At 61.6% G+C, this 20,061-nt stretch carries 15 protein-coding genes and 1 pseudogene; 8 read left to right on the top strand and 8 right to left on the bottom strand.

Features of this window, described 5'->3' with window-relative positions; translation table 11 throughout:
- The first annotated feature begins 38 nt into the window (after positions 1–38).
- On the top strand, positions 39–794 hold the full coding sequence (locus C2L64_RS12745) for a response regulator transcription factor (RefSeq protein WP_039899874.1): 756 nt from the start codon (positions 39–41) through the stop codon (positions 792–794).
- Here C2L64_RS12745 and C2L64_RS12740 read toward each other — a convergent pair.
- Positions 713–3,061 (bottom strand): hybrid sensor histidine kinase/response regulator, encoded by a 2,349-nt coding sequence (locus C2L64_RS12740; RefSeq protein WP_090838597.1) that lies wholly within the window; start codon positions 3,059–3,061, stop codon positions 713–715. The genes C2L64_RS12745 and C2L64_RS12740 overlap by 82 nt on opposite strands.
- A 68-nt stretch (positions 3,062–3,129) precedes the next feature.
- On the bottom strand, positions 3,130–4,422 hold the full coding sequence (locus C2L64_RS12735) for a purine-cytosine permease family protein (RefSeq protein ID WP_090838599.1): 1,293 nt from the start codon (positions 4,420–4,422) through the stop codon (positions 3,130–3,132).
- An 862-nt stretch (positions 4,423–5,284) separates the two neighbouring features.
- Between C2L64_RS12735 and C2L64_RS12730 the strand changes: the two genes are divergently transcribed.
- Positions 5,285–6,805: an MltF family protein gene (locus C2L64_RS12730; protein WP_090838601.1), complete on the top strand. Its 1,521-nt coding sequence runs from the start codon at positions 5,285–5,287 to the stop codon at positions 6,803–6,805.
- An 883-nt stretch (positions 6,806–7,688) separates the two neighbouring features.
- Here the strand turns inward: C2L64_RS12730 and C2L64_RS12725 are convergent.
- Positions 7,689–8,042 (bottom strand): BON domain-containing protein, encoded by a 354-nt coding sequence (locus tag C2L64_RS12725; RefSeq protein WP_079486386.1) that lies wholly within the window; start codon positions 8,040–8,042, stop codon positions 7,689–7,691.
- 657 nt (positions 8,043–8,699) lie between these two features.
- Here C2L64_RS12725 and C2L64_RS12720 point away from each other — a divergent pair.
- The 5 genes from C2L64_RS12720 (at position 8,700) to waaA (ending at position 14,264) form a co-directional block, all read left to right on the top strand.
- Positions 8,700–9,248, top strand: coding sequence for a hypothetical protein (locus C2L64_RS12720; protein WP_090839082.1), 549 nt, complete (start codon positions 8,700–8,702; stop codon positions 9,246–9,248).
- Positions 9,249–9,437: 189 nt separating this feature from the next.
- The gene (locus C2L64_RS12715; protein ID WP_090839084.1) at positions 9,438–10,208 is read left to right on the top strand and encodes a DUF3047 domain-containing protein; all 771 of its coding nucleotides are present in this window, start codon (positions 9,438–9,440) and stop codon (positions 10,206–10,208) included.
- Positions 10,209–10,854: 646 nt separating this feature from the next.
- Positions 10,855–11,796, top strand: coding sequence for a lipopolysaccharide heptosyltransferase I (gene waaC / locus C2L64_RS12710; RefSeq protein ID WP_007582367.1), 942 nt, complete (start codon positions 10,855–10,857; stop codon positions 11,794–11,796).
- 193 nt (positions 11,797–11,989) lie between these two features.
- Complete coding sequence (locus C2L64_RS12705; RefSeq protein WP_007582369.1) at positions 11,990–12,874, top strand: Kdo hydroxylase family protein; 885 nt, start codon at positions 11,990–11,992, stop codon at positions 12,872–12,874.
- 91 nt (positions 12,875–12,965) lie between these two features.
- The gene (waaA, locus tag C2L64_RS12700) at positions 12,966–14,264 is read left to right on the top strand and encodes a lipid IV(A) 3-deoxy-D-manno-octulosonic acid transferase (protein WP_090839086.1); all 1,299 of its coding nucleotides are present in this window, start codon (positions 12,966–12,968) and stop codon (positions 14,262–14,264) included.
- A gap of 311 nt (positions 14,265–14,575) precedes the next feature.
- Here waaA and ureG read toward each other — a convergent pair whose 3' ends face one another.
- The 4 genes from ureG to C2L64_RS12680 form a co-directional block, all read right to left on the bottom strand.
- Positions 14,576–15,217: an urease accessory protein UreG gene (gene ureG / locus C2L64_RS12695; protein ID WP_007735647.1), complete on the bottom strand. Its 642-nt coding sequence runs from the start codon at positions 15,215–15,217 to the stop codon at positions 14,576–14,578.
- A 38-nt stretch (positions 15,218–15,255) separates the two neighbouring features.
- Positions 15,256–15,936: an urease accessory protein UreF gene (locus C2L64_RS12690; protein ID WP_090839097.1), complete on the bottom strand. Its 681-nt coding sequence runs from the start codon at positions 15,934–15,936 to the stop codon at positions 15,256–15,258.
- Entirely contained in the window at positions 15,923–16,558 is a 636-nt protein-coding gene (gene ureE / locus C2L64_RS12685) for an urease accessory protein UreE (protein WP_007735642.1), read from the bottom strand. Before ureE ends, C2L64_RS12690 begins: the two co-directional genes overlap by 14 nt.
- A 62-nt stretch (positions 16,559–16,620) precedes the next feature.
- Complete coding sequence (locus C2L64_RS12680; protein WP_101541252.1) at positions 16,621–17,823, bottom strand: RNA-guided endonuclease InsQ/TnpB family protein; 1,203 nt, start codon at positions 17,821–17,823, stop codon at positions 16,621–16,623.
- A gap of 21 nt (positions 17,824–17,844) precedes the next feature.
- Between C2L64_RS12680 and tnpA the strand changes: the two are divergent.
- Positions 17,845–18,263 (top strand): annotated as a pseudogene (tnpA, locus tag C2L64_RS12675) (IS200/IS605 family transposase).
- Between the two features lie 64 nt (positions 18,264–18,327).
- On the opposite strand, the gene ureC reads toward tnpA, so the two are convergent.
- Positions 18,328–20,034, bottom strand: a complete 1,707-nt coding sequence (gene ureC / locus C2L64_RS12670; protein ID WP_090839087.1) for an urease subunit alpha — start codon at positions 20,032–20,034, stop codon at positions 18,328–18,330.
- Between the last annotated feature and the right edge of the window lie 27 nt (positions 20,035–20,061).

Raw genomic sequence — 20,061 nt, 5'->3', positions numbered from 1 at the left:
ACTTCCGGATCGACGAGCGAAGAATTCGTGAGGAACACATGCAGCCGAGCCGAACTCCCCAGCGCATTGCCGTGGTCGACGACGACCCGTCGATTCGCGAAACACTCGAAGGCTTTCTGGAGGCGGAGGGCTACGAAATCTGTTGCGCGGCCGACGCCGACGAACTGGACCGCATGATGCGCGTCCGTCCCGTGGATCTTGTGCTGCTGGACATCCGGCTGCCGGGACGCGATGGCCTGTCGTTGACACGCGATCTGCGCGAGAAGTCCGAGATGGGCATCATTCTGATCACAGGCCGCAACGACAAGGTCGATCGCATTCTCGGCCTCGAATACGGCGCGGACGACTACATCGCCAAACCGATCGACGAGCGTGAACTGCTGCCGCGCGTGCGCAACCTGCTGCGGCGTGTGGAGCACAGCCGCAGCGTGACTGCGCCCTCGACGCTGTCGTTCGGTCAGTTCCGGCTCGACACACGCGGCCGTAGCCTGACCGATCCGGCGGGCGCAAGCGTGCCCCTCACAACCGCGGAGTTTGATCTTCTGCTGGTATTCGTCAGGAACGCAGGCCAGGCAATGTCGCGGGAGCGGCTGATCTCGGCGATCAAGCGGCGGCGCTTCGAGTCAATGGACCGAACGGTCGACACGCTTGTGCGTCGTTTGCGTCGCAAGATCGAGGCGGATCCGGACAATCCGCAACTCATCAAAACCGTTCACGGCACCGGGTATCTGTTCACGGGCCAAGCCGCCGCAGACGACAGCAAGCCGCGTACACAGCGCTCCACGTCGCGGTAAATGGTGACGACAGTCAACGCCGCATCCGAGACCTCCAGCGCGCTTCCTGTTCGGGCGATCTGCTCCAGGTCCGCAGCGGTATCCGCAAGCTGCTGAAACCCGACGTTCGACGCGGCGCCCGCGAGGCGATGCGCGTTTTCGGCGACCATTTCGAGGCTCGCCCGCGCGCAGCCGTTCGCGATTCCTTCGAGCGCATCGCTGGCGGTTTGCGCGAACGCCGCGACGATGCGCAGGGTCCGATCTTGTCCCAGCTTCTGGCGCAACCGTTCAATGCGCTCCGGTTCCTCGACCACACCAGCTTGCGCCGGCTGCGCCGCCTGTCTCAATGCCGAGCGCAGCGTTTCCATCTCGACCGGCTTTTCGATGATCCCGTCGATGCCACGCAGCAAATAGAGTGGCCTGTCCGTGGGCAGCGGATTCGCGGTTAACCCGAGTATCGGGCCTGTGTGACGATGCGGCTCGTGACTCGACCGGATCGCGGCAGTGGTGGCGAGCCCGTCCATCACCGGCATGCGGATATCCATCAGCACGAGATCGAAATGCTGCGTCTTGAGGATATCCAGCGCTTCCTGCCCTGAGCCGGCCGACATCACATCGCACCCTTCGGCGCGTAGCAATTCGCTCACGACGTCGCGATTCAGCGCCACGTCATCGACAACCAGCACGCGCGATGCTGGCGGGTCCTGCGGCGCGCTTTCTTCACGCTCCGCCAATGCGAACGACAAACGCACCGCGAAGGTCGAGCCTTTCCCGACCTCGCTGCGCACCAAAATCGAGCCGCCCATTGCTTCAACGAGCCCCTTGCTGATTGCAAGGCCAAGACCGGTTCCTTCGAAGCGCTTTTCGTGTCCGGTTTCCGCCTGCGAAAACGGCCGGAAGAGCCGTGGGATGACATCGGGTGCGATGCCGATTCCCGTATCAGTCACTTCGATGACGATCTCGATCGAATCGTCGCCGCGCGCCTCGACATCCGTCTTGACCTCGATATCTCCAGACTCGGTGAACTTGATGCCGTTGCTGACAAGGTTGATGATGATCTGCTGCAAGCGCGCGGGGTCGCCGAATACGGCTGACGGCAACGGCGCGAGCGCGCTCACGCGAACCATCAGCCCTTTTTCCGCGGCCGCGGCACTCGCCAGCGTGGCGGCCCCCGTGATCACTTCACGCAAATCGAAGCGGCGACGGTCTAGCCGGATGTGCCGGACTTCGAGCAATGCAAGATCGACGATGTCGTTGATGATCACGGCCAGCGTTTTGCCCGCCTGAATCATGCGGCGCACGATCTGCGCAGCACCGTCGGGAAGCTCATAGCGAACGAGCAGTTGCGCGAGTCCGAGCACTCCGTTGACGGGTGTTCGCAGCTCATGGCTCATCATCGCAAGCGATTCGGATTTCATCCGCTCGAGCGCCTCGGCCGCGTTCTTCGCTTTGACGAGCGCGCTCGCGGCTTCGTGCCGCACCGTGATGTCCGCCACACTTGCGATGATCATCCGCTTCGAGCGAACCACCAATGACTGCCGCGAGACCAGCAGGTGACGCACCGCACCGGCGCCGGTTTCGAATTCGCTGGTTTCGATCGCGCCGCCAGTTTCCTGTTGAGAAATCAGCCAGGCGAAGAGTTGTGCCTCCCGCCGCAAGGCTTCCCGCAGTCTGCCGGGTGAGCGCGGTGGGTCGTCCACAAAGAGATCGAGAGCCTGGCGGTTAGCGAATTCGATCTGCCCTTGTGCATCAATCAGCAGAAGCGGAATGGGCGACGCGTCCAGCAAGCGGTGTACGGAGTAGTCGCTCAACCGGCTCTCGCGCACGAGCAGCAGCAGACACCCCAGGAAGAACACGCCGGCAACGTCCATCGCAATGCGGCCGAACAGGCCAGCCGTCAGCGCGGAAAGCGGCGCGGACGTCATGACGGCGACCTTGCTGCCACGAAGCGACGCGAACAGTGCTCCGTTGCGGATGACGAACCGACCTTTGGTGTCTTCGTTCTGCGCCTCTGCCAGAGGACGGCAGGCGGGATTTTCCGCGCAGTCCGATGGGAGCGGAATTGCAATTGTCTTCTGCCCCGGCCACGCGGCAATGCCTGCGAGCCGGTTGGTCGAATGGCGTGCGCTGTCGTCGATGAGCGCTACACCGTCCGACGTATCGGAACGGGCTTCGGCAGAGGCGAACTGGATCGCAAGACGTGCCTCATGCAAGAGAAGATTGTCGAGCGCGTCTTTGCGTGCCTGGAAAAGCAGGAACGCGAGCGAGGAAATCAGGACGATAACCACAATGCCGGTTCTCGCCTCGGCCGGAGGACGCGGGGTGACCGTTCTCTTTCGGGTGCCGAACATATGTGTCAGTCGAGCGCTTCCGCCCCGGCAGAGTCCGCGCCGAGATCTGCGCCCAGACGATGCGAAGCGATACCGGACAAAACGAGATACAGGCAGCCGGCTGCGGGCGCGCTAATCAAAGGCGTGACTACGCCGGGGATCAGCCGGTGACAAAGAAACGCCACCATCATGCCTGCCCCAGTCGCAAATAGCGCGGCCAGGTTCACCGGCGCCACCCTGGTGCGCGAAAAGCCCACGCGCACCCTCAGGACGTAGTAGTCCGCGACGATCACACCGCCGATTGGCGATGCAATGGCTGCAAGTAGCAGCGTCCAGCTGGACACGTCGCCGACGCTGTCGGTAATGGCCAGAAAAATGCCGAGAAGCGTGGCGGCGCCCGCGACTCCCATCCACGGCAGTGTCGGAAATGCGCTTTTGAACGTCACGCCGGCGTTGGTCAGGCATGCATCGCAGGTGGTCCAATTGGAAACGATGACGAGCACCAGCAGTAGCCACGACAGCGCATCGCCTGCAGTAAACAGGTCGTTCACTCTGATGCCTGACGCCCCGACCAGTACACCGATGATGAGGAACGGCAGGTTCGCCAGCAGGAAGCCGAATGCGGTCGCCTGTACCGCTTCATTTCCGGTGCGGCAGAAACGCACGATATCACCGGTCATCGTGCCGCTCACGACGAAGGTGCCGAATGCAATGCACACGCCCGTGCCGAACGGCAGCGTTCCTCCGATCGGACCGTCCAGCAGCACAGCCCATTTGGGTGCGAGTTGATGAGCAAAGACGATTGCGGCGAACAGCGTCATCGCGGGGATCGCGATTGCCGTCATGTTGAAGCCGTGGCTGATGCGGACGATGACCGGCATCGCGAACAGAACTCCGATGACGCAAATTGCGAGTGTCGAATCGCCCGGCAGATGCAGTACGGCGGTCAGGATTAAGGCCGTCACCGCAACGTGAAAGGCGAACCAGCCTGTGACGAGCGACCCGAGCAACGTGCCTGGGATGACGGCGCCCCATCGGCCGAAGACTCCTTCGAGTACGAGTTGCGAACTCAAGCCCCAGCGGCCAGCAGCGAAACCGATCGCCGCCGAATAGATAAAGAGGATCCAGTTGCCGAGGGTCGCGGCAAACAGTGCGTCGAGCGTGCCTAACGAGGCCTGAAGATGACTGCCGACGATGATGGAGGCAAACGCGGACGAGAAGCCGGACCACGCGAACGCGGGGAAGATGAGCCCGCGACGTCGTGGTAGCGGGATTGGCCTGGTTCCGCTGCCGTCGTTTGCTTCGCGGAGGAGGTTCATGGATGCTAGTCAACCTGCAATATCGGGGAGAGATTTACATGTCAGATAGTCTCACAGCCGTGGGGTGCCGGCCTGCCGGTTTGAGCCCCGGCGCAACACGCTACAACATGGCAGAGCGTCGTGCCGGATGCTTCGATATGCGCCTTATTCAATTGAGTCCGCAAGTTGCATTGGTGAGCAATGCAATTCGAAGAGCTCAGTAGCTAGGAGCAAAGCTGATCGTTCTCGATTCTCGTAAAAGTGAAGACGCCGGGGTGGCCGCTTCCGGGCTTTCGCTCAAGCCTGGACCAGATGAGGCGATGTGCTGTGGGCGGTTGAAGGCGTTGTCATCCCGGGGGCGCATTTGGCCCCGAAATCAAATGACAATGGGGAAGAAGGGCTCGCCAACCAATTGGTTCAACGTGTTTGGGGGTACCCAAGGTAAAAGCAGAGTTCGGCCATCTACGGCCTTTCGCTATCGTCTGCAAATGGCAGATATCGAGCGTATTGCTGACCTTGGCCGCGCGCAAACTGGGCATTGAATTCGGCCAGTGCGGCAACCTTATCCGAAGGCCGGATGATCCGCTGCACTGTTTACGCGAGCCCTGGCCTACTGACCGCAGAAGGGCTTCTCGACGCTCAGTTTGTTGGTCACGGATGTCACCCCAGAAACGCCTCTGGCGACTTTGCGACGTTGTCGATCGGTGACACGTCCGACAGAGGGGTGCTGTCACGCTGAAGGCTTGAACCGTTTTCATGCGCAACTATGCTGTAAGAGTCGAGGGGCGGGTACGCAAAAAAAACCTCGAAAACTCAGATGATTGCGTCCGTGTAACGACGGTCCAAACGGACCGGGCGCAAAGCTGAAAAAAGTTCGGTGTGTATGATGCGTTTCGCTCGTGCGTGGCTGCTATCAGGCTTGTTTGGAGCTTCGCTCTGCTTATGGAGCGCGCTTAGCGCCGCGGTTCAGCCGGCTTCCGCGACATCGTCGGCGTCAGCATCACCGACAGCGTCCGCGCCGATTCCTGCGAGTGAGACGCGCCGCATCGATCTGACCAACAAGCCTTGGCGCGGCGACTTCGACGCGATGCTCGAGCGTCGCATGATTCGAGTTCTCGCTCCCTTTAGCCGCACGCTGTACTTCAATGATCGCGGACACGAGCGTGGGGTGACCGCGGATACCGTGCGTGACTTTGAACGATTCGTCAACAAGACCTATGCCGATCGCCTCGGCAAGCGCCCGATCACTGTCATCATGATCCCGACAACACGCGACCGGCTATTGCCCGGGCTCGCGGAAGGCATCGGCGATATCGCGGCCGGCAATCTGACGGCGACTGAGGATCGCATGAAGCAGGCCGACTTTGTTACCGCACACGCGCTCAAGCCGACGCGTGAACTCGTTCTGACCGGTCCGAAGTCACCCGCGCTCTCCACGCTCAGTGACCTGAAGGGCAAGACCGTCGACGTTCGCCGCCATAGCAGCTATTACGAAAGCCTGATCGCACTGAACAACCGCTTCCGGCAGGCGGGCAAGCCACCGATGCGGATCGTTCTGCTACCGGACGCGCTCGAGGACGAAGACGCGATGGAGATGCTGAACGTGGGCCTGCTTCAGATCCTGGTCGTCGATGACTGGAAGGCGCGCATGTGGGCGCAGATGCTGCCGAACGTCAAGGTGCACGAGAACATGGCGGTGCGGGAGGGCGGCGTCATCGGCTGGGCCATTCGCAAGAATAGCCCCCAGTTAAAGGCGGTGATCGGCGACTTCTATGAGAAGTTCATCAGGAAGCAAAGCGTAGCGGAGATCCGCCTCAAGCAGTACGTGCAGGGTGCGAAGCAGATTCACAACAACGCGGAGAGTGCCGAACTCAAACGTTTCAGACAGACGGTGGCGTATTTTGAAAAGTATGGCCAGCAATACGATTTCGATCCACTGATGCTCGCCGCCCAAGGGTTTCAGGAATCGCAGCTCAATCAGGATGCGAAGAGTCGGGTGGGCGCGGTCGGCATCATGCAACTGATGCCGGCCACAGGGAAAGAACTCAACGTTGGGGACATCAAGGTTACGCAGTCGAACATTCATGCCGGCGCGAAGTATCTTGATCAACTGATGACCCGCTACTTCCAGGATGCCCATTTTTCCGAGGTGGACCGGCCGCTATTCGCCTTTGCCAGCTATAACGCCGGACCGGGAAACATCGCGAAGATGCGCAAGGAGGCTGCCGCCCGCGGACTCAATTCCGATGTCTGGTTCAACAACGTGGAGATCGTGGTGGCCGAGAAGATCGGCATCGAGACGACCACGTATGTGCGAAACATCTACAAGTACTACGCGTCCTACCACCTTCTCAAGGAAGCGCAGGCGCAGCGCAGCCGCGTGGTTCGGCAGCGGAGCGGCTGACCGGGCAACGCAAATCGTGTGGCAGACGGTTCCGCCGACACGCGGCAAGGCTACTTCGCATCGGGTGGAACGCGGGGATCGCGCGACGTGATTTGCAGCTCTCGGCCCTTGGCGCGTGTCTTCTTTGCAGTCTACTCGGGCCGCTAAATGCGACGGGCCGAATGTCGCATAAGGGTCCGATTTCTGACGACCCCGTCGGACAGCAATCGGCCAATTGTGTTGAAAAACTCCCCTCTCAGCGCAGCAGACCGGCTCGCGAAAAATCGGCCTCTCAGATCGCTCCACAAACCGCTCGTGAACATCGGTTAGGGGTAAGAGGACCCCTGAAATCCTCACTGAGAGGTCGGCTGCGGAGTTTTTCAAACAGGAGAGGTATATGAGTCCACCAGCGTCGCCGCGCGGATTGCCGACGCTGCGCATCTCTACAGGCGCCGAAAATCGAACCCCGAGCTTGACTCTCGGAGGAAGTCCTTGCAAACACAATCGGCCAGTAGCTGTCGTTGGCTGCGTCGGTGATGTCGCCATTCGAGCGACGGTTCGGCTCACGAAGCGACCATTAACTTGGCTTCGTACCGCGTGGCGGTATTGAGTCCGCGAACCACCGATCGAGGACAAGCGACGGCCATTCGATGTTGCAAGTTCAGCATCGGACCGCGTTCGGATGCCTTCGGCCGTTCATCCTCGCGAATACAGATATTCAACCCGCTTGTCATTGAGCCTGCCCGTTTGCACGCGATTCGACACCGGGCCAATATCGAGCAGAGCACGGTCTTCACTCAGCCATGCAAGTGCTTTCCCCGGCAAAGGCGTCGCCGTTGAGAACATAACATTCTTGTTCTCAAGGCGCGCCAGTGCAGTCAAAGGATGCGGTTGGACTCAAACATTAGTGTCCTTCTTCTTCCACTGTCAAATTGTTCTTGACCGACGTAACTCCAGAAACACTCTCAGCAACTTTCCCTGCGAGATCTATCTGCGCCTGATCTGCAACCATTCCGACAAGCGTAATCTTGCCGCTACGAGCGATGGCGTGAAGATCAGTCGTCTCCAAGCCCTTTTGTTTGTACAACGCCGTCTGAACTCGCTTCGCCAACTCCCTATTTGCTGCTCTAATCGACGAACGAGAGGGAGCTGTTGCTGAAGTTGCCGCAGTCGTCTCTTGTGCATTAACAACGGGCACGATCGCAACAATGGCGCTGACGGCGATCGCTGTGGCAACGTAGGTCTTCATGGATTTCATCTCTTCTCCTTCAGGTGGATAGCAAAACTGGGTGGGAGAGACTCGAAAAGATCGCTGATCAATCAAAGTGCGGCGAAAAATGAGCACCCCGACGTTGATGACCAGCGGCCACGACGTTCGGCAATCGAATTGTAGACTTTTCCTCGTCGGATGCGCATGTTCAAGCGCGTTTAGAACCGCTGGAGAGTCCTTTTCGCCGGACCTTCGACTAGTGGGTCAGGGTCAACCCTTTGTGTGAATGAGGGTAAGGGAGCCCGATGACTCGTCGCTCGGCGTGCCTAGGCGAACGGTCGCTGTCAATTGGAAGCCGCCGTTGACTTCGGACTGACTCGAAGGTCTATAGAGGGTCGATCGATCTGCGACGGACGATTAGACCCGCCGGTAGCCAAAGCCGTCTTCGCCTAAGGGTTTTCACGTCTCGCCCTTGCGTGAAGCGCCGCAGCAGGACCCGTTTTGCAATTGGCTATTGCCCTCGTTTGCTGAGTGACCTCCCGTCCCCGGCAGTCTGAGAAGTACATGCGTTTCCGCACCTTTCACTAACCTCAGACGATACAGTGGCCGCCGTCCACAATGGCGGCGTTCCGCCATTGACGAAGGAGCATGCTGCGGCCCGCCAACCAGACTCCTTTGTCGTAGAATTATCGACGGGGAGGCAACATGAATCGCGAACAGGTCGTCGGGCTACTGTGCGGCGCACTGCTTGCCGGTTGCGTGTCCGCCGGTGTCGAAGTGCGGCCCGAACAGGTGGCGAACTTCAGGCACGGCGTGACAACACTGCAAGACGTGGTAACCGCGCTCGGCCCTGCGTCAGTAGAGACCGCCCTGGACGACGGCTCGACGCTGCTCGTCTACACCTACGTGACGTCGCGCCCCCACCCCGAAAGCTATATTCCGTTCATCGGGTCGCTGGTTGGCGGCGCCGACACGCACTCGTCTGCGGCCGTGTTTCTGTTCGATCCGCACGGCATCCTTAAGAGCGCAAACACCACGGCCTCGAACGTCGGCACAGGCATGACCAGTGGTTCCCACACGGAGCAACGCAAGGCGCCTGTGCGAGGATCCGAACCGCACGTTGTTGTCAAGAGCGTCCAGCCGCCCGCCGTCCAAAGCGTCGAGCCGGTTCCGGAAGAAGACGGCGAGCCAGCGCCGCAAATACCCGTTGAACCTCCACCAGAATATAGTGTTCAGCCGGCTCCCGTCGAATAGCGGGACACTTCGCTATCTCGGCAAAGGCTTGCGGATCCAACCGGTCGATGCTGCAAACTGACGAAATCGTTCGAGAGGCGTTTCATAGTCGAGGCGCTTCCGCGGACGCTCGTTTAAAAGCTCGGCGGGACTGCGGTCAGCTGAGCCGACTAGAATGAATAGTTAGCCACGACCCGAACGGGACCAGCCATGGACCTTCCCTCGGTCCCGCGAGCACGGAAACGAACAGCCTGGCCAAGGCGGATCGGTGTGTGCATCGCGCTTCTTCTGTCGCCGCTAGTCCTCCTTGCTCAGGACGAAGGGCCGGGTATTGCCTTTTCCGTGGCCGAGTCCGGCGCACCGTTACCGGCGGGATGGAAGAATCTGCCGGTCGTGAGCGGAAAAGCGATGACGCAATACACGCTTGTACGCGACGACCGTACAACCGTCCTGCAGGCGGACGCAACCCATTCCGCTTCGGCCCTGATGCATGAGGGTAATATCGACCTGACCCGCACACCCGTCGTGGCATGGCGCTGGAAAGCAGAAGGGTCAATCGAGGGCGCCGACAACAGCGTGGGATCGAAGGAAGATGCGCCGGCGCGACTGGTGTTCTTCTTTGATGGCGACAAATCCAAACTGTCGCTTATCGATCGGGCCGGCATGAACCTGGCAAAGCACCTGAGTGGGCAGGAACTGCCCTATGCCACGCTAATGTATATCTGGTCGACCACAGCCGCGCCAGGCAGTGTCATTGCCAATCCCCATACCGGTCGCATACAGATGATCGTAGTCTCCGGTCAGCCTGGCGATGCCGGTAAATGGCAAATCCTGCGCCGCAATATCGTGCAAGACTATGAGAAGGTCTTTCACGAGACGCCTGGACGGATTACCGCTTACGGCCTGCTGACCGACACCGACAATACGGGTAGCACGACTCGCGCATGGTACGGAGACGTTCAGTTCCGGGCCGGGCCATGACAACGTACTGTCGCCGGGAGAGACGCCGTGAGAACTCGGTGCCAATTCTGCGGTTACGGAGCAAATCGATCCGCAGGGCTATCGGCCTTGCTGACAGCTAGATATTGGCGACGATGAAGCGGCTACCGGACTTCTGCCCCGAGAAGCAGGCTTGGATGACCGGAGCACTCGTTTGCCTGCCCTTGAATTCCTGACAGCGCGAGCGGCGGCAGTGGGTGGCCACGGACGTTCAACGCTGGTACTTGGCGACAGCTTACGACTCGCCTGGCGCGACCTTCTTGTAGCCCGTCAGCTCCATTCGTGTGCTTCCGGGCAGTCACAGCGTTTCATTTTCACCATGTCACGCGTGTAAAGAGTGTTTCACAGCAGTACGCCAGTCGCACCAACTAGGTCGCTCAGTCGCATAACTGCGGCGGCGGTCCATTTACTCTGGCGCCCTACGCCCCTGTGCGGGGCCACCGACCAATTCAGCGTCGCAAATTCAAAAAACACAAAAAAACCAGAATCCGCGCGCCCCCGGAGAGCGCGCTAAAATTGCGTTCCTTCAAACGCATCTTCACGCCGGGATAACCCGGCAATCCCATTCTTGAGCGCGCAAAAGATACTAATCGTGAGAGTGTCGTCGCTAGGCGACGTCGTCCACAACATGCCGGCCATCTCCGACATCCGCCGCCGCCATCCCGATGCACAGATCGACTGGCTCGTCGAAGAGAGCTTCGTCAAACTGGTCGAACTGGTCGAAGGCGTCCGGCGCGCGATTCCCGTGTCGTTGCGGCGCTGGCGCAAGCGCATCCTCTCCGTCGACAACTGGCGCGAGATCAGCGCGTTCCGTCGCGCGCTCGTCGCCGAAAACTACGATCTCGTGATCGACTGCCAGGGGCTCATCAAGACCGCGTGGGTCGCGAAGATGGCGCGCGGGCCGCTCGTCGGTCTCGGCAACCGCACGGACGGCGCGGGGTACGAATGGCCCGTGCGCTTCTTCTACGACCGGTCCGTGCCCATCCCGCCGCGCACGCATGTGGTCGAGCGCACGCGGCAACTGGTCGCGGCAGCACTCGGCGACCCCACGCCGCAGCCCACCGACGAGATCGACTTCGGCCTCGACACGCAACGCGCGGCGCTCGCGCTGTCCGAAGCGCAACTGAATCTTCCCGTGCCTTACGTGGTTTTCGTCCACGCCACGTCTCGCGCGGACAAGCAATGGCCCGATGCCGCGTGGATCGAGCTGGGCCAGTCGCTCGTGCGGCGCGGCGCGTCGATCGTGCTGCCGTGGGGCAGCGACGCCGAGCGCGCGACGAGCGAGCGTCTTGCCAAAGAGTTCGGCGCAGCCGCAATCGTGCCGCCGAAGCTGTCGCTTCCCGCCGTCGTCGGCCTGATCGAGGGGGCGGCGGCGACGGTCGGAGTTGATACAGGTCTGGTTCACATCGCAGCCGCGCTGAAGCGCCCGACGCTCGAGTTGTACAATTTCGCCACTTCATGGCGCACGGGCGGCTACTGGTCGCCGAACGTCGTGAATCTCGGCACGGCTGGCCAGCCGCCGACGCTGCAGCAGGTAAAGTCCGCGCTGGCGGAATTCGGCCTGCTGTGACGCGGTGCGGCAATGGCGGCAGGGGCATCCTGGGATGCCCGTTGCCAGCGCCGCGCGAGCGACGCCAGCAGCCGCTCGACGCATTCCGAGGCCCATAATCAGGATGCCGGATGCGCGGCGGCCACCTTCAGGGAACGTCAGCCGCTGTCGGCCGCAAAGTGCGCCCAGCTTTATCCGCTTTTGAAAGGCGATCATGAACGAATCCCAGATCATCGAAGTACCGAGCGCCGACTGGCACGGCCAGGGTTTGTCGATGCCGCGCGAGACACTGCTCGCGGGCGTCGAGCGCGGCAAGGTGCTGTATTTCCCGAATCTCGCTTTTGCGATCGAGGGCGGCGAACGCGCGCTGCTCGATCCCGCGCTGGCCGATCCGAACCGCAAGAACATCAGTCTCGAGCCGAATGGCGGCGCGCTGCATGGCGTGCTGGGCGATGCCGTCACGCAGTCGGCCGTGCGCGCGCTGATTGGGCGCTATCAATCGAATGCGCGATCGCTCGTCGACGGGCTGTTTCCCGAGTACAAGGGCAAGCTGCGCGTCGCGCCGACCAGCTTGCGGCTGCATCAGGTGGAGACGCGCGAGACATCGTGGCGCAAGGACGATAGCCGCCTGCACGTCGACGCATTCCCGTCGCGTCCCAACTATGGCGAGCGCATCCTGCGGGTATTCACGAACATCAATCCGACCGGCGCGCCGCGTGTGTGGCGGGTCGGTGAGCCGTTCGAGGAGATGGCGAAGCGCTTCTTGCCGCGCATCAAGCCGCAGATGCCCGGCTCGGCATGGCTGCTGAATCTGCTGCATGTGACCAAGTCGCCGCGCAGCGAGTACGACCATCTGATGCTGAACCTGCATGACGGCATGAAGGCCGATCTCGACTACCAGAAGGCGTCGCCGCAAGTGACGATGCCGTTCCCGCCCGGCAGCGTGTGGGTGTGCTTCTCGGATCAGACGTCGCATGCGGTGATGTCCGGCCAGTTCATGATGGAGCAGACGTTCTTTCTGCCCGTCAAGTCGATGGCGCAGCCGGAGTGCGCGCCGCTTGGCATTCTCGAACGCCTGAAGGGCAGGGCGCTGGTTTGAGCGGCGCGCTGCTTTTTCCCGCGAACGTAGTGCGAGGCGCCGCAGGCGCGGCCGTCTCTATGCCGTTCCTGATGCCGCGTATGGAGGCCCGATGCTGAGGGCCGTCTATAACACGCTGTGGTGGCTGATCGCGCCGCTCGCGGTGCTGCGTCTTCTGATCCGTTCGCGCAAGGAGCGCGGCTATCGCGAGCATATCGGCGAGCGTTTCGGGTTCGTGCGCGGCCGCGTGCTCGAGGACGATATGCCGTTGATCTGGGTGCACGCCGTGTCGGTCGGCGAGACGCGCGCCGCGCAGCCACTCATCGAGGCGCTGCTCAAGGCGCGGCCCGACGCGCGCATTTTGCTCACGCACATGACGCCGAGCGGCCGCGCGACGGGCAAGCAGATCTTCGCCGATCGCGTGCTGCGCTGCTATCTTCCGTACGACATGCCGCACGCGGTGCGGCGCTTTTTGAAGGCGTGGCGGCCGTCCGTCGGTCTCGTGATGGAAACCGAAGTGTGGCCGACGCTGATCGACGAATGCCGCCGCGCCGACGTGCCGCTCGTGCTGACGAATGCGCGGATGTCGGAGCGTTCGTACCGGCGCGCGGCGAAGTTTGGCAGTGCGACGCGCGGCGTGTTCGGCGGGTTTGCGCGCGTGCTCGCGCAGAGTCCGTCGGATGCGACGCGGCTCTCTGCACTTGGCGCGCGCAATGTCGCCGTGCTCGGCAATCTGAAGTTCGACATGAGCACGCCCCCGGAACTCGCGGCGCGCGGGCAAGCGTGGCGCGCGGCTATCGGTACGCGTCCTGTGTGGGTTGCGGCGAGCACGCGAGAGGGCGAAGAGGAACTGGTGCTGCAGGCGTTCGCGGCGCTTGGGATCGACGATGCGCTGCTCATTCTCGTGCCGCGTCATCCGCAGCGTTTCAATGAAGTTGCGGCATTGGTCGAGAAGAAGGGTTTGCGGTGCGTTCGACGCTCGGCGTGGGCGCCTACGGGCGCTGCTGCTGGTGAAATTGTTGTGCCTGACTTGCCGCGTGACGTGAAGGTGCTGCTCGGCGATTCGATGGGCGAGTTGGGTGCTTACTATGCGGCGTCGGATGTGGCGTTCATTGGCGGCAGTCTGCTGCCGTTGGGTGGGCAGAATCTGATCGAGGCATGTGGTGTTGGCGTTCCTGTGTTGATCGGGCCGTATGTGTTTAATTTTACGCAGGCGACGGCGGATGCTGTGGCTGCAGGCGCTTGTGTGCAGGTGAAAGATCCAGCGGACCTGGGGCGCGTGCTGCGCGAGCTTTTTGAGGATAAGGCGCGGCGGGTGGCCATGAGTGGGGCGGCTTCTGCGTTCGCCGCGAGGCATCGGGGGGCGACTGCGCGCACGGTCAGTGTGCTGACGACGTTATTGTCAGCCTGAGGCGGCTGGCCTCTTTTGGGTTTTGTTGCCTCTGCGCTGGCGTCTGCGTTTTTGCTATTGCTGTCGCTGGCATCCGCGTTATGGTGTTTGCCGTTCAAGCGTCGCCCCGCACAGGGGCGACGCATGAAGCACGATAACAAAGCGCGGATGCCAGCGTAAAGGCAAAACCAACCAAACCGCCCACGCCGCGAAGGCGCCAACGCGGATGCCAGCGCAAAGGCCAAAACACCAAACGGCAACGTCAGGACGACAAAACACGGATGCCAGCGTAAAGGCAAAAACCCATCCCTAGCGTCGCAGACAAAAAACCCTCACACCCGCAATAACCCCTTCTCCTCAATAAACGAAACCACCCGATCCAGCCCCTCAAGCGCCTTCAAATTGCACATAACAAAAGGCCGCGCGCCGCGCATCTTAGCGGCATCCGACGCCATCACATCGAGATTCGCCCCGACCATCGGCGCTAGATCGGTCTTATTGATAACGAGCAAATCCGACTTCGTGATACCGGGCCCGCCCTTGCGAGGAATCTTCTCACCGCCTGCGACATCAATCACATAGATGGTCAAGTCCGACAACTCCGGACTAAAAGTCGCCGCGAGATTATCGCCACCCGACTCAATAAAAACGATATCGGCATCAGGAAACCGCGTCAGCATCCGGTCAACCGCTTCGAGATTGATCGACGCATCCTCGCGTATCGCCGTATGCGGGCACCCGCCCGTCTCCACACCCATGATGCGCTCGGCAGGCAGCGCGCCCGCCACCGTCAGCAGGCGCTGATCCTCTTTCGTGTAGATATCGTTGGTGATCGCGATGAGATCGTACTTGTCACGCATCGCTTTGCAGAGCATTTCGAGCAGCGTCGTCTTGCCAGAGCCCACAGGCCCGCCGACGCCCACGCGCAGCGGCGGTAGTTTCTTCGTGCGATGCATCGGATGAGGAGCGTTCATGTTCTGACCGTGAAAAGCAAATCGTGAAAAACAAATGGCTATGAGCGAAAGAGCCGCGAATACTGCGACTCGTGACGCGACGACAAAATGCCGAGTTGCGGCGCGAATGTGTTGATGTCATCGGATGAGGTGGCGAGCGCCTGCCTCACTGCGGCGTCGATCGGCTCGCGCAGCGCAACGATAATCCGCTGTCCGGCAAGCTGACCAAGCGGCACGGCCTTCAACGCGGCGGCCGCCTGGTTCTCGGCCCAGCTGAATGCGTAGGCCGCGAGGGCGGCATCCGTGGCGGCGTCGTGCGCGAACACGGCGAATGCGAAGGCCGTCGGCTGCGCAATCGGCGTTATCGACGCAAGCGTCGCCCGGCGTTCCGCATCGCCCCATTCAAGCGACGCACACAACTGCCGCAGCGACCAGCCCATCTGCTCCGTCTCGCGCCGCAATTCCATCGATTCGCGGCTCGCGAGAAACTCCCGGTTACCCTGCATCAACGCAGCGGCATCATGCGCGCGCCAACGTTCGATCTGATGCGCGAGAAACGGCAACTCGCCGTGCGCAAGCACGTTCGAGAGGCCGCTTTTGATCCACTGGCAGGCGCTATCGGCATCGGTGACGAGCTTCGCTTCGATCGCGGCTTCGAGTCCCTGCGAATAGCTGAATGCGCCGATCGGCAAAGCCGGCGACGCGAGATGCAACAGTGCGGTCAGTTCAGCGATGCGCATGATGATGACCGTGGCCATGATCGTGACCGCACTCGCTGTGGTCATGATCGTGATCGTGAGCATGGTCGTGATGCTCATGCCCATGATCGTGCGAATGCGCATGCCCATGATGCTCACCATAGACCTGCTGCGCGAGTGCATAGTCCTCGGCGAAGGTCTCGTCATGCCCATGCCGATGCCCGCCACCATACGCACCCGTCTCCGGCTGGAACGGCATCTCGACCTGATCGACGAGTGCGCCTAGGCGTTTGAGCATATCGGCGAGCACCGGGTCGTATTCGAGTTTCAGATAGTCCGCGCCGACCTCGACGGGCGTATGCCGGTTGCCGAGGTGATACGCGGCGCGAGTCAACGTCAGCACATCAGGCGCGCGCACGACCAGCACCGACTCAGGCGCCGCGACCACGCGCACGAGGCAGCCGTCGTCGGCGACGAGCACATCGCCGTCGCGCAGCACGGTGCCGCGCGGCAGCAGCAGCGCAACCTCTTCGCCGCCGTCGAGCGTCGCGGCAAGACGGCTCTTGCAGCGCGCGTCGAACGCCAGCGTCAGCGTCGGCGCGCGTTTGATGAGAACGGGCGCGAGCTTGATATGAGCGCCCAACAGCTTGTCGATCGTTCGCATTTGACATCCTCCCCTGCCTGAAGGCAGGGAATTCTACTGCGTCTGAAACGATGGTGCGTGTCTCAGATCGCCTCGGCGGGTTCCTGCTTCACGGAGCGGCCTGACTGCACCGGCTCTCCACAGGCTGCAACGCGATGTCCTCGCGCCAGGATGTTGATCGCGCCGACCAGATCGGCGTTTTCCTCGAACCCACATTCGACACAGGCGAATTTCGCTTGCGTCTGCCGGTTTTCCGCACGCACGCAACCGCAGGCCGGACACGTCCGGCTCGTGTTCTGCGGTGGCACGGCGATGAGGTAGCCGCCATTCCACGCCAGCTTGTAGTCCAGTTGGCGGCGGAACTCGAACCAGCCCTGATCGAGGATTGACTTGTTCAGGCCGGACTTGGCCCGAACGTTCTTGCCCGGTTGCCCGGTGTCGCCTGCCGCCGACCTTGACATGTTGCGCACCTGCAAGTCCTCGATACACACCATCGCGTGATTTTGGCTGATCGCGGTCGTGGCCTTGTGCAGATAATCGCGGCGGGCGTTGCCGATCCGGGAATGAATGCGCTGGACGCGGGCTTTTGCCTTCTTCCAGTTGCTGCTGAACTGTGTCTTGCGGCTCATGGCCCGCTGTGCGAGGCGCAGTCGGGCTTCGTGCCGCCTGAAGCTGTTGAGCGGCGCGAGGTAATTGCCGTCGCTCATCGTGGCAAAGCGCGTAATACCCATATCGATACCGACTGCGCTGGTGACTTGCGGCAACGGCTGATCGACATTGCGCTCGGTCTGGATGCTTACATACCACTTGCCGCCGCTGGCCGACACCGTGACCTGCCTGATCGCGCCGAGCACATCCCGGCTGTTGCGATAGCGCAGCCAGCCAAGCTTGGGCAGGAAGATGCGGCTGTTAGCCTGATCGAGCTTGACCTGTTTCGGATCGGGATAGCGAAAGCTGTCGCCTTGGCCCTTCTTCTTGAAGCGCGGGGAGTCGGCCCGCCTGGCAAAAAAGTTGGTATAGGCGCGTTCCAAATCCTTGAGCGCCTGCTGAAGCGGGTGCGTCGGCGCATCCTTGAGCCAAGGCGTCCGCACGCCATTTCGCCATTCAGTGAGCAACTTGCACAGACCGGCATAACCCAGCTTCTTCTCGCCCCGTTCGTAACGTTCCTTGTGTAACGCCAGCGCCTTGTTGAACACGAAGCGACACGCTCCGGCGAAGCGGCGCATCTTGCGCTGCTGTTCGCCCGTTGGCATGAGTTCGTATTTGAAGGCTTGGAGGCGTTGCATGCGGATAGTGTAGTTTGGTCTATGAACAACGACAACGATATCCGGCGCGGAAGACATAACGGCCTTTGATGCATGTCCATTTCGTCTTCGTTACCAGACACCGCCGGGACGTGTTCACCAGGGAAATTCTCGGCGACCCGCACCACATCTTTTCCAACACCTGCGACGACTTCGAGGCGGAACTGGTGGAGTTCGACGATGAGGAGGATCACGTACATTTGCTCGTGAACTACCCGCGGAAGATGGCCGTCTAGGCGTTGGTGAACAGCCTGAAGGGCGTATCCAGCCGGATGATCCGCAAGAAGAACTACCCGAGCATCTGCAGGAAGCTATGGCGTGGTAGTTCGCTATCGTCGCCGTGCTACTTTGCCGGTAGCTGTGGCGGTGCGCCAATCGAAATCATCCGCCAATACATCGAACAGCAGCAAACGCCGCACTGACCACCCAAAGGAAGCCTGCGTCGTCCGCGCTATCCTTCCCCGGGCTGGAGTGCCGCGCACCGGGTCAGAACAGGAAATAGCGTTGCGCCATCGGCAGGACTTTTGCCGGCTCGCAGGTCAGCAACTGTCCGTCGGCGATCACCTGATACGTCTCGGGATCGACGCTGATCGACGGCTGCCACGCGTTGTGGATCATGTGCGCCTTCGTGACGCTGCGGCAGTTCTTCACTGCAACGATACGCTTGCTCAGGCCATAACGCTCGGCGACGCCCGCATCGAGCGCCATCTGCGACACGAAAGTCAGCGACGTGCGGCCCAATGCGCCGCCGCGCGTGGCGAACATCTCGCGATAATGCACCGGTTGCGGCGTCGGAATCGACGCGTTCGGGTCGCCCATCTGCGCCATCGCGATCATGCCGCCCTTGAGGATCAACGCGGGCTTGATGCCGAAGAACGCCGGTTCCCAGAACACGATATCGGCCCATTTGCCGGGCTCGATCGAACCGACTTCATGCGCGATGCCGTGCGTGAGCGCCGGATTGATCGTGTACTTCGCGACATAGCGCTTCGCGCGGAAGTTGTCGTTGCGCGCGTTGTCCTCGGGCAGCGCGCCGCGCTGCACCTTCATCTTGTGCGCGGTTTGCCACGTGCGGATGATGACTTCGCCCACGCGGCCCATCGCCTGCGAATCCGACGACAGCATCGACAGCGCGCCGAGATCGTGAAGGATGTCTTCCGCGGCAATCGTCTCGCGGCGGATGCGCGATTCGGCGAACGCGATGTCTTCCGCAATCGACGGATCGAGGTGATGACACACCATCAGCATGTCGAGATGTTCGTCGAGCGTGTTGGCGGTGTAGGGGCGAGTCGGATTCGTCGACGAAGGCAGCACGTTCGCCTCGCCGCACACCTTGATGATGTCGGGTGCGTGGCCGCCGCCCGCGCCTTCCGTGTGATACGTGTGGATCGTGCGGCCCTTGAACGCGGCCACGGTCGCTTCGACGAAGCCCGCTTCGTTCAGCGTATCCGTGTGAATCGCGACCTGCGTGTCGGTGTCGTCGGCCACCGACAGACAGTTGTCGATCGCGGCGGGCGTCGTGCCCCAGTCCTCGTGCAGCTTCAGGCCGATCGCGCCCGCGGCGATCTGTTCGAGCGCGGGCTGCGGCTGGCTCACGTTGCCCTTGCCGAGAAAGCCGAGATTCATCGGATAGCCATCGGCGGCCTGCAGCATGCGCTCCATGTGCCACGGCCCCGGCGTGCAGGTCGTGGCGTTCGTGCCCGTCGCGGGGCCCGTGCCGCCGCCGAGCATCGTCGTCACGCCGCTCGCGAGTGCTTCTTCGATCTGCTGCGGGCTGATGAAATGAATGTGCGTATCGATACCGCCCGCCGTCACGATCATCCCCTCACCCGCGATCACTTCCGTCGCCGCGCCGATCGCGATTGTCACGCCCGGCTGGATGTCGGGGTTGCCCGCCTTGCCGATGCCCGCGATGCGGCCGTTCTTGATGCCGATGTCGGCCTTGACGATGCCCCAGTGATCGAGAATCAGCGCGTTCGTCACGACGGTATCGACCACGTCGGCGGCGACGCGCTGCGACTGGCCCATGCCGTCGCGAATCACCTTGCCGCCGCCGAACTTCACTTCTTCGCCGTAGATCGTGTAGTCGCGTTCGACTTCGATCAGCAGGTCCGTATCCGCGAGGCGTACGCGATCGCCCGTGGTCGGGCCGAACATTTCCGCGTATGCGCGGCGGCCAATGCGTAATGTCATGTTTGAGAGGTTCCCGAATGTTCGCGC

Source organism: Paraburkholderia hospita (assembly GCF_002902965.1).
GTDB lineage: Bacteria > Pseudomonadota > Gammaproteobacteria > Burkholderiales > Burkholderiaceae > Paraburkholderia > Paraburkholderia hospita.
Note: the sequence above shows the minus strand (reverse complement) of the source record. Positions and strands in the feature narration are given on the sequence as shown.

Excerpts from the sequence above, each read along its gene's own strand:
- ureE (WP_007735642.1), bottom strand. The coding sequence starts at position 16,558 with ATGCGAACGATCGACAAGCTGTTGGGCGCTCATATCAAGCTCGCGCCC.
- C2L64_RS12745 (WP_039899874.1), top strand. The coding sequence starts at position 39 with ATGCAGCCGAGCCGAACTCCCCAGCGCATTGCCGTGGTCGACGACGAC.
- C2L64_RS12735 (WP_090838599.1), bottom strand. The coding sequence starts at position 4,422 with ATGAACCTCCTCCGCGAAGCAAACGACGGCAGCGGAACCAGGCCAATC.
- C2L64_RS12730 (WP_090838601.1), top strand. The coding sequence starts at position 5,285 with ATGATGCGTTTCGCTCGTGCGTGGCTGCTATCAGGCTTGTTTGGAGCT.
- ureC (WP_090839087.1), bottom strand. The coding sequence starts at position 20,034 with ATGACATTACGCATTGGCCGCCGCGCATACGCGGAAATGTTCGGCCCG.
- waaC (WP_007582367.1), top strand. The coding sequence starts at position 10,855 with ATGCCGGCCATCTCCGACATCCGCCGCCGCCATCCCGATGCACAGATC.
- C2L64_RS12715 (WP_090839084.1), top strand. The coding sequence starts at position 9,438 with ATGGACCTTCCCTCGGTCCCGCGAGCACGGAAACGAACAGCCTGGCCA.
- C2L64_RS12680 (WP_101541252.1), bottom strand. The coding sequence starts at position 17,823 with ATGCAACGCCTCCAAGCCTTCAAATACGAACTCATGCCAACGGGCGAA.
- C2L64_RS12690 (WP_090839097.1), bottom strand. The coding sequence starts at position 15,936 with ATGCGCATCGCTGAACTGACCGCACTGTTGCATCTCGCGTCGCCGGCT.
- C2L64_RS12720 (WP_090839082.1), top strand. The coding sequence starts at position 8,700 with ATGAATCGCGAACAGGTCGTCGGGCTACTGTGCGGCGCACTGCTTGCC.
- C2L64_RS12705 (WP_007582369.1), top strand. The coding sequence starts at position 11,990 with ATGAACGAATCCCAGATCATCGAAGTACCGAGCGCCGACTGGCACGGC.
- ureG (WP_007735647.1), bottom strand. The coding sequence starts at position 15,217 with ATGAACGCTCCTCATCCGATGCATCGCACGAAGAAACTACCGCCGCTG.
- C2L64_RS12725 (WP_079486386.1), bottom strand. The coding sequence starts at position 8,042 with ATGAAATCCATGAAGACCTACGTTGCCACAGCGATCGCCGTCAGCGCC.
- waaA (WP_090839086.1), top strand. The coding sequence starts at position 12,966 with ATGCTGAGGGCCGTCTATAACACGCTGTGGTGGCTGATCGCGCCGCTC.